Raw genomic sequence first — 8,641 nt, forward strand, 5'->3', positions numbered from 1 at the left:
GATAGCCGGATATCAGGGGATCGAGAAACTGGCTACGGTTCCGGTAATCCGACCGAAGGGGTCACCGTTGCCTGTGTCCGATCCGGGGCTGCGCCGCGTGTCAATTCATGCCGGCACCGCCGTCACCGACCTGGCCCTGCCCGCGGGCGTTCCCGTCGCCGTCCTGATTCCCTCGATCGTCGACATCCTGGACGGCCACGGCGTCGACGCTTCCGGCGAGCTGGTGGCGCAGCGCTACCAGCTGTCGGGTCCCGGCGCGGCGCCCTTGAGCACGTCGGCGACGTTGGCACAGAACGGCATCCGAGACGGTGCCGTACTGGTCTTGACGCGATCCTCCACCCCGCCGCCCCCTCCGCGTTACGACGACGTGGCAGAGGCCGTGTCGGCGACGCTGCAGGCCGCGGGTCGCACGTCGACCCCCTTGGGGCGCAGGCAAGCGACGCGGGTCGCGGGCGCCGTCGCGGCGGGCTGTCTGACCGGCATCGGTGCGCTGACGCTCGTCCGGAACGCATTCAGCACCGACGTCACCGGCACAACCGTCGGCGTGACGGCATCAGCCGGCTTCCTGGCCCTGCTCTTCGCGGCGGTTGCACACCGCGCATACGGGGACGCGATCGCCGGGGTCGCGCTCAGCGTGATCGCCACCGCATTCGCGGCAGTGACCGGCTTTCTGGCGGTGCCCGGAGCCCCCAGTCTCCCAAACGTAGTGCTGGCCGCCGCGGCAACGGTCGCCGCCTCGGTGCTGGCGATGCGCGTATCGGGCTGCGGTGCCGTCACATTGACCGCGATCTCGTGCGTCGCGACGATCATCGCCCTCGCCGCGTTGGCGGGGGTGATCACCGCCGCACCGCTGCGCGCCGTTGGCTCGATATCCGCGCTGGTATCGCTCGGCCTCCTCGGAGTGGTGCCGCGGGTGTCGCTCATGCTGGCGGGCCTATCACAGCAGTCGCCCTCGAAAGACCTGGACACCAAGGCGATCCGTGCAGACAACTGGTTGACCAGCCTGCTCGCCGCGTTGTTGTCCGTAGCCGCCGCCGGCGCCATCGTCACCGTGCTCGCCGGCGCGCCACGGCTGTGCTGCATCGCTTTTGGTGCCCTCACCGCGGCGTTGCTGTTGCTGCGTGCGGGTACGGATGACCCGAGAAGGACACTCGTGTTCCTCGCTTGCGGAATCACCCTCACGGCGACGACTTTCGGTGTCGTAGCCCTGAGTATGCCGAGGAATGGAGCATGGATGGCCGCGATGACGGCCACGCTGGCCGCCGCCGCGATTTACCTGGGCTTCGTCGCTCCGGCGATATCGCTTTCACCCCTGATACACCGCGGCGTCGAGGTGCTGGAGTGTCTGGCGCTGGTCGCGATGGTGCCCATGACCTCATGGGTGTGCGGCCTGTACAACGCCGTTCGCGGATTGAACATCACGTGAGCGGCTCACGCGTCGCACGCCTGCTGGCGGTGTCGGCGCTTGCCTCGCTGTACCAGCTCGGAACGCCTTCGGCACAAGCCGTTTCGCCGCCGGAGATCGACGACAAGTGGTTGCCCAAGCCGGCGCTACCGGCGCCGCCGTCGCCGACGGTGCAGCGCGAAGTTTGCGCGACGATGATGGTGGGCGCGACACCGCGCCGCGAGCCGCTCCCGGATCTCGTCGACCTGCCCCGGGTCTGGCAGCTCACGCGCGGTGCGGGACAACGGGTCGCGGTCATCGACACCGGCGTCTCGCGGCATCCCCGCCTGCCCGGCGTGGTGCCCGGAGGGGATTACGTGTTCACCGGTGACGGCACCCAGGATTGCGACTCGCACGGCACCCTGGTAGCCGGAATCATCGCCGCCGCGCCCGATTCGAAGGCCGACGGGTTCAGCGGGGTGGCGCCCGAGGCCACGCTGATCGGCATCCGCCAGTCCAGCGCGAAGTTCGTTCCCGCCGGCGACCGTTCCCGCGGCGGGGTAGGCGACGTCGACACCATGGCGAAAGCCATCCGGACGGCCGCCGATCTCGGCGCGTCGGTGATCAACATTTCGTCCGTCGCATGCGTTCCGGTCGCCTCATCACTCGACGACCGATCGCTGGGCGCGGCTCTGGCGTACGCGGTCGACGTCAAGAATGCCGTCGTCGTGGCCGCGGCAGGAAACACGGGAGGCGCGGGCGCACGTCCGCCTCAGCGATCCGATGCGACCTGGCAGACGGCCACGGTCATCGCCAGTCCGGCCTGGTACGACGACTATGTGCTGACCGTCGGTTCGGTCAAGGCCGACGGGACGCCGTCGGCGTTCACGCTCGCCGGACCCTGGGTGGACGTCGCGGCCACCGGCGAGGAAGTGACGGCGCTCGGTTCGGAACCGGTTTCGGGAACCAGTTACGCCGCGCCTTTGGTCAGCGGGTTGGCAGCGCTGATCCGGGCCCGGTTCCCCGCGTTGACCGCGCGGCAGGTAATGGGGCGCATCGAGTCGACCGCGCATCACCCGCCCGCCGGATGGGACCCGCTCGTCGGCAACGGCGCCATCGACGCGCTGGCCGCGGTCAGCACCGACTTCAGTCCGCCCGCGACCACCGTCAAACCGCCGCCTCCCGTGCCGACCGCCACACCGCCGCCGCCACCGAAGCCGCCGGATTCGCACGCCCGGGTTACCGCGTTGCGCGGAGCTGCCATCTGCCTTGTCGCGCTGACGGGAACCCTGGCGGCCGCCCGGTTACGGGGTTCCCGCAACCGTGTCGCGGGCAACTGACGCGTTCTGCCTGCTCAGTTCAGGTCCGGACGGCAGGACCGCCAACATCGGCCACGGCGCCGGAATCGGTGCCGGAAGACCAAGATCATGGGCCGCGTCGTCATCGTGGATCGCAAACCGAACGCCGGTGTCGGTGACGAGATATCGCGTGCCGAATCGGTTATCGCCCCGGACGTAGGCGCTCCGGCCGGGCGGCAGATAGGCCCCGTCCAGCGCGGGACCGCGACCGTCGGCTTGGGACAAGGTCACCGGCGCCTGACCGGCCGGCACCGGTAGCCCGCTCCCGGCGAGGAACGCGATGTCGTGGCTCACGGATGGCGCGAGCTTCGACGTGACGCACAAGGTGCTACCGCCGGCTAACGCCGGCGCCCGGTCGGGGAAGCCGGCGAGCGGCAGCATGTTCACGATTCCCGCGGCGCGGATCGCGTCGGGGGCGACCGGGATGGCGTTGGCGGTGCCCCGCGAATCGCTGAAACGCAGGAGGTCGGCGGCCACCCGGCCGATGCGCTGGACGCCGCCGGGCAAGACGACGTAATACTCGTCGCCGTCGCCGCGTGTGATGCGCAGCACACTACCGACGGGAAAACCGGGCATCCCGGCCGACGCGTCTCCCGCCGCACGAAGCCGTGGAGAGCTGATCGGCGGCGCCTCGGGCACCGCGTTCAGCAACGACTGCGACACGAGCCGGGGCGCGTGGCCCTCCAGCCTGAGCGCACGCACGACCGCTGTGTCGGCGAGGTCCACCACGGCTCGCTGCCCGTTGTAAAGCAGGTAGGATGGCGAACCCGATGCGGGCGCGACCAGCAGGGCATCGTCGGTGCCCAGACGGCGGACCGACGATCCGTCGGTGGGCCCGGCGATTACCGTCGTTGCGCCGGTGCCTTCCGTATCGCAGATCGTCCAGGCCGACTCGTCCGCCGACAGCGGTTCGCCCAGGAGCGGCGGCGCCCCCGGAATGCCAAGCAGCGGGCCACGTTTGGTGCGTCCCAAATCGGACTCGCGGACCGGCTGGGGGTTCGCGGCCGTGGCCACGATCAACCGTGCTGACGCGAGGTTCAGCACCGGGTGCCAGGTATCGCCCACCCGCACGTACAGCGCACCGGATTGCTGTCCCATCACGATCCGCGCCTGACCGAGATCCACGTGCGGCCGCAGCAAACCCAGCAATGCATAGCCCAGCAGGGCGATGGCCGCCAGCACGCAGCCGACCGCGAGCGACGTGGTCTGCGCGCGCAGCGGTTCGTCCGCCGTATGGATGTCGCGGCCCAGCAATGCGCACTCGAGGCGGCGCAGCAGAAATCGGTAACCGCTGACCTGTAGCCGGATTGTGGGTTGGCGCAGCCGTGATCGTTCCAAAATCACCCCGGAAAATTTGTGGGATCCGTCTCCCGCTTCACGTTAAGCCGCATGTCAGCGGCGCTGCGACGGTCCATCCACAGGCCGGCGAATTTCGGTCCGCGCTGGTTGCGGGTAACATTTCGGCGTGTCTTCCCACCGCATAGGTCGCTGGGTGGGCCCGGGGGTTTCTGCAGTGCTCACCACCGCCGGCCTGCTCCTTTCCACAACCGCGACGCCGGTCGCCTCCGCCGATGACTGCCCGGACGCCGAGGTCATCTTCGCCCGCGGCACCAACGAGCCACCCGGCCTCGGCCGCGTCGGTGACGCCTTCGTCGACTCGCTGCGCCAGCAGACCGGCTTGAACATCCTGCCCTACGGGGTCAATTACGCCGCCAGCAAGCTGCAGCTGCACGGCGGTGACGGCGCCAACGACACCATCGACCGCGTCAAGAAGAGCGTGGAAAAGTGCCCGAACACCAAGATCGTGCTGGGCGGCTACTCGCAGGGCGCGTCGGTGATGGACATCGTGGCCGGCGTCCCCATCGGCGGCATCAACTGGGGCAGCTCGCTGCCGCCGCAATACGCCAACAACATCGCGGCCGTCGCCACCTTCGGTGACGTGGCCGACCGCGCCGGCGGAACGCTGCCGACCCAGAGCGCGCTGCTCGGGTCCAAGGCGATCGACCTTTGCAATCCGCAAGACCCGATCTGCCACGCGGGTCAGGGCAACGAGTGGAGCGGCCACACCGAGGGCTACGTTCCCGCGTACACCACGCAGGCGGCGGCCTTCGTCGCGTCCAAGCTGATGGCCGGGGCCAACCAGTACGGGCCGCAGACGCCCGGCTACGGCCCGCAGACACCGGGTTACGGGCCGCAGACCCCGGGCTCCGGCCCGTCGGTCCCCGGAAACGTCCCGGCGCCGAACACGCCCATCACGCCCAACACGCCGGACACACCGAATCCTCAAGCCCCGCTTGTCTAAATCGTTACCGGCGCTTGATCAATAAGCCCTTAACATCGTTGTGTGAGGCTTATCCGCCTGGGGCTGGCCGCCGCAATCCTTGCGGCGGCCGCGTTTTTCGTCCTACCGAAGCTGTTGCCCCTCGCCTCGGCGTCGTGCCCCGACGTCGAGGTGGTGTTCGCCCGGGGGACCGACGAGCCGCCGGGCGTCGGTCGGGTGGGCCAGGCCTTCGTCGGCTCGCTGCGCCAGGACACCCGCAAAAGCGTTGGCTCATACGGGGTTAACTACCCGGCCAACAAGGACTTCCTGGCCGCCGCCCAAGGCGCGAACGATGCGAGCAACCACATCCAGCAGATGGCCAACAACTGCCCCAACACCAAGTTGGTGCTCGGCGGGTACTCCCAGGGCGCCGCGGTCATCGACATCGTCACCGCCGCACCGCTTCCCGGCCTCGGCTTCCATGACCCGTTGCCCACCCAGGCTGCCGATCACGTCGCCGCCGTGGCGCTCTTCGGGAACCCGTCCGCCCGGGCGGGCGGGCTGATGAGCGCGATCACCCCGGATTTCGACGGCAAGACCATCGACCTGTGCAACACCGGCGACCCGATCTGCTCCAACGGCAATCAGTGGAAGGCGCACCTGGCCTACGTGCCCGGATTGACCAATCAGGCCGCAAGTTTCGTCGCCGGCCGGGTCTAACCGGGTGTGCGGAGATCCCGGGTGATCAAGATCCGCGCGGCCAGTTCGTCGTCGGGCGGGTAATCGACGCCGATCAGCGTCAACCCGTGCGCCGGGGCGGCGGCGAAGTCACTGGACCGGTCTGTGGCGGAAAGCAATTGGCGGCTCCAGGACGTGGGGCGCCGGTGCTCGCCGACGGCCAGCAGCGCGCCGATCAGCGAGCGCACCATCGACCAGCAGAAGGCGTCGGCGGTGACGTGCGCGCTGATCGAATCACCGTCGCGTGACCAGTCCAGCCGCTGCAGGTCGCGGATGGTGGTGGCGTTTTCACGCTGCCGGCAGAACGCCGCAAAGTCGTGCAGCCCCAACAGGTCTCGCGAAGCCACGGCCATCGCATCGAGGTCCAGCGCACGCGGCCAGGCCGTGACGTAGCGCGCCAGCTGCGGTTCCACACCGTAGGGCGCCGTCGACAGCCGGTATAGGTAGTGACGCCGCAGCGCCGAGAACCGGGCGTCGAAACCCGCCGGGGCGCGGGCGATATCGAGCACCCGGACGTCGGTGGGCAGGAAGCGACCGAGCCGGCGCAGCAGCGGTAGGAATTCCGCCTCACCGGCGTGCGGGGAACGCGGGTACGCGTTCGGCAGCGCATCGACGGGCACGTCGAGGTGGGCGACCTGTCCGGTGGCATGGACTCCCGTGTCGGTGCGTCCGGCAGCGCGCGACCGCACCGGAGTGCGGAAAACCGTCGTCAGCGCGTCGTCGAGAACGCCGGCGACGGTCCGCTGCCCGGCCTGGGCCGCCCAGCCGGCGAATTCCGTGCCGTCGTAAGCGATGTCAAGCCGCAGCCGGACGTCGTCGCTAACTCTCGTCAGACTCGTCGTTCGCCTCGGCGCCCTGCTCGGCTTCGGCCTTCGCGGCCACGGCCGTATCGGCCTTCTCCGCGGCTTGGGCTTCGGCCTCCGTGGCCTCGCTGGCCTCGGCCGCCTCCGCCTCCGCCTCCGCCTCCGCCTCGACAGGCTCAACGACCTCGTCGGCCGTCGGGCCGACGGCTTCCTCAGGCTCGACCGCCGCCTGAGGCGCCGCCGCTGCCGCCACCGGCGCGTCAGACTTCTTGGAAGCCTTCACCCGGCGCGCCCGGTCGGCCTCCGACGTCACCGTCTTCTCCCGGACCAGCTCGATCACGGCCATCGGGGCGTTGTCGCCCTTGCGCGCCTCGACCTTGATGATGCGGGTGTAACCGCCGTTGCGGTCGGCGAAGAACGGCCCGATCTCCTCGAACAAGGCGTGCACCACGTCCTTGTCGCGGATCTTCTTGAGAACCTCCCGACGGTTGTGCAGCGTGCCCTTCTTGGCGTGCGTGATCAGCTTCTCCGCGTACGGTCGCAGCGCACGAGCCTTGGGCTCGGTTGTCTTGATCCGGCCGTGCTCGAACAGCGACGTGGCCAGGTTGGCCAGCAGGGCCTTCTGGTGCGAAGACGAGCCGCCGAGGCGAGGGCCCTTGGTGGGCTTGGGCATTGCTGTCGCTCCTGTCTAGATTCTCAAAGGCTTTAGAGCTGTTCGGTTTCCGCGTAGTCCTGGTCATCGTAGGCAGCCTCGGTGGACCAGGTGCCGGTAGCGACGTCGTAGCCCGCAACCTCCGACGGGTCGAAGGTGGGCGGGCTGTCCTTGAGCGACAGGCCCAGCTGGTGCAGCTTGACCTTCACCTCGTCGATGGACTTCTGACCGAAGTTGCGGATGTCGAGCAGGTCGGACTCGGTGCGCGACACCAGTTCTCCGACAGTGTGCACGCCCTCACGCTTGAGTCAGTTGTACGTGCGCACGGTCAGATCCAGGTCGTCGATCGGCAGCGCGAACGACGCGATGTGGTCGGCCTCGGCCGGCGACGGCCCGATCTCGATGCCCTCGGCCTCGACGTTGAGTTCGCGTGCCAGACCGAACAATTCGACCAGCGTCTTACCCGCCGACGCCAGCGCGTCGCGGGGGGTGATCGAACTCTTGGTCTCCACGTCCAGGATCAGCTTGTCGAAGTCGGTGCGCTGCTCGACACGGGTGGCGTCCACCTTGTAGGTGACCTTGAGGACCGGCGAGTAGATGGAATCGACCGGGATCCGGCCGATTTCGGCGCCCGACGCCCGGTTCTGCACCGCCGGGACGTAGCCGCGGCCACGCTCGACGACGAGCTCGACCTCCAGCTTGCCCTTGTCGTTCAGCGTCGCGATGTGCATGTCGGGGTTGTGCACCGTCACGCCGGCGGGCGGCACGATGTCGCCCGCGGTGACCGCGCCCGGGCCCTGCTTGCGCAGGTACATGGTGACCGGCTCGTCCTCCTCCGAGGACACGACCAGGCCCTTGAGGTTCAGGATGATGTCGGTGACGTCTTCCTTGACGCCGGGCACGGTCGTGAACTCGTGCAGCACGCCGTCGATGCGAATGCTGGTGACGGCCGCGCCGGGAATCGACGACAGCAGCGTGCGGCGCAGTGAATTGCCCAGGGTGTAACCGAATCCCGGCTCCAACGGCTCGATGACGAACTGGGACCGGGTGTCGGTGACGATTTCCTCGGACAGTGTGGGTCGCTGTGAGATCAGCATGGTGTTTCTTCTTCTCCTTCTCGGCACCCGCTATTTGATGCCGCTTCGTTCTCCCGCGGCGACCCGCCGCGCCCGGCTTTCGCCGCGCTTGCGATCACCGCTGTCCTGCACCGGGTTCAGTGCAGGGGGTCTTCTACTTCGAGTAGTACTCGACGATCAGCTGCTCGGCGAGCGGCACGTCGATCTGCGTGCGCTCGGGCAGCTGGTGGATGAGGATGCGCTGGCGCTCCCCCACGACCTGCAGCCAGCTCGGGATCGGGCGATCACCCGCGGTCTCCCGCGCGATCTGGAACGGCACCGTGTTCAGCGACTTGTCCCGCACAACGATGATGTCGTACCGCGACACCCG

7 protein-coding genes and 2 pseudogenes are annotated in these 8,641 nt (G+C 68.7%); 4 read left to right on the plus strand and 5 right to left on the minus strand.

The genetic code is table 11. The features are described from left to right. Window positions 1-67 precede the first annotated feature (67 nt). Window positions 68-1,426, plus strand: coding sequence for a type VII secretion integral membrane protein EccD (gene eccD / locus JWP83_RS08710; RefSeq protein ID WP_297728711.1), 1,359 nt, complete (start codon window positions 68-70; stop codon window positions 1,424-1,426). Then, entirely contained in the window at window positions 1,423-2,724 is a 1,302-nt protein-coding gene (mycP, locus tag JWP83_RS08715; RefSeq protein ID WP_297728715.1) for a type VII secretion-associated serine protease mycosin, read from the plus strand. The genes eccD and mycP overlap by 4 nt, the downstream gene beginning before the upstream one ends. On the opposite strand, the gene eccB is transcribed toward mycP, so the two are convergent. After that, a complete protein-coding gene (gene eccB, locus JWP83_RS08720) occupies window positions 2,689-4,080 on the minus strand; it encodes a type VII secretion protein EccB (RefSeq protein WP_297728738.1) in 1,392 nt (463 codons plus the stop codon). The genes mycP and eccB overlap by 36 nt on opposite strands. Before the next feature lie 127 nt (window positions 4,081-4,207). Here eccB and JWP83_RS08725 point away from each other — a divergent pair, with 127 nt between their 5' ends. After that, complete coding sequence (locus tag JWP83_RS08725) at window positions 4,208-5,044, plus strand: cutinase family protein (protein WP_297728718.1); 837 nt, start codon at window positions 4,208-4,210, stop codon at window positions 5,042-5,044. 42 nt (window positions 5,045-5,086) lie between these two features. Continuing rightward, on the plus strand, window positions 5,087-5,722 hold the full coding sequence (locus JWP83_RS08730; protein ID WP_297728721.1) for a cutinase family protein: 636 nt from the start codon (window positions 5,087-5,089) through the stop codon (window positions 5,720-5,722). Here JWP83_RS08730 and truA read toward each other — a convergent pair. The 4 genes and pseudogenes from truA to JWP83_RS08750 form a co-directional block, all read right to left on the minus strand. Next, window positions 5,719-6,573 (minus strand): tRNA pseudouridine(38-40) synthase TruA, encoded by an 855-nt coding sequence (gene truA, locus JWP83_RS08735; RefSeq protein WP_297728741.1) that lies wholly within the window; start codon window positions 6,571-6,573, stop codon window positions 5,719-5,721. The two genes, JWP83_RS08730 and truA, sit on opposite strands and share 4 nt — an antisense overlap. Further along, the gene (rplQ, locus tag JWP83_RS08740; RefSeq protein WP_297728724.1) at window positions 6,560-7,216 is read right to left on the minus strand and encodes a 50S ribosomal protein L17; all 657 of its coding nucleotides are present in this window, start codon (window positions 7,214-7,216) and stop codon (window positions 6,560-6,562) included. The genes truA and rplQ overlap by 14 nt, the downstream gene beginning before the upstream one ends. Window positions 7,217-7,248: 32 nt before the next feature. Next, a pseudogene (locus JWP83_RS08745) lies at window positions 7,249-8,292 on the minus strand (DNA-directed RNA polymerase subunit alpha). Between the two features lie 133 nt (window positions 8,293-8,425). Further along, window positions 8,426-8,641, minus strand: a pseudogene (locus tag JWP83_RS08750) (30S ribosomal protein S4); the annotation flags it as partial.

The sequence above is a fragment of the Mycobacterium sp. genome (genome assembly GCF_025965855.1).
Taxonomy (GTDB): domain Bacteria; phylum Actinomycetota; class Actinomycetes; order Mycobacteriales; family Mycobacteriaceae; genus Mycobacterium.

Coding starts and splice junctions, on each gene's coding strand:
- rplQ (WP_297728724.1), bottom strand. CDS start 7,216: ATGCCCAAGCCCACCAAGGGCCCTCGCCTCGGCGGCTCGTCTTCGCAC.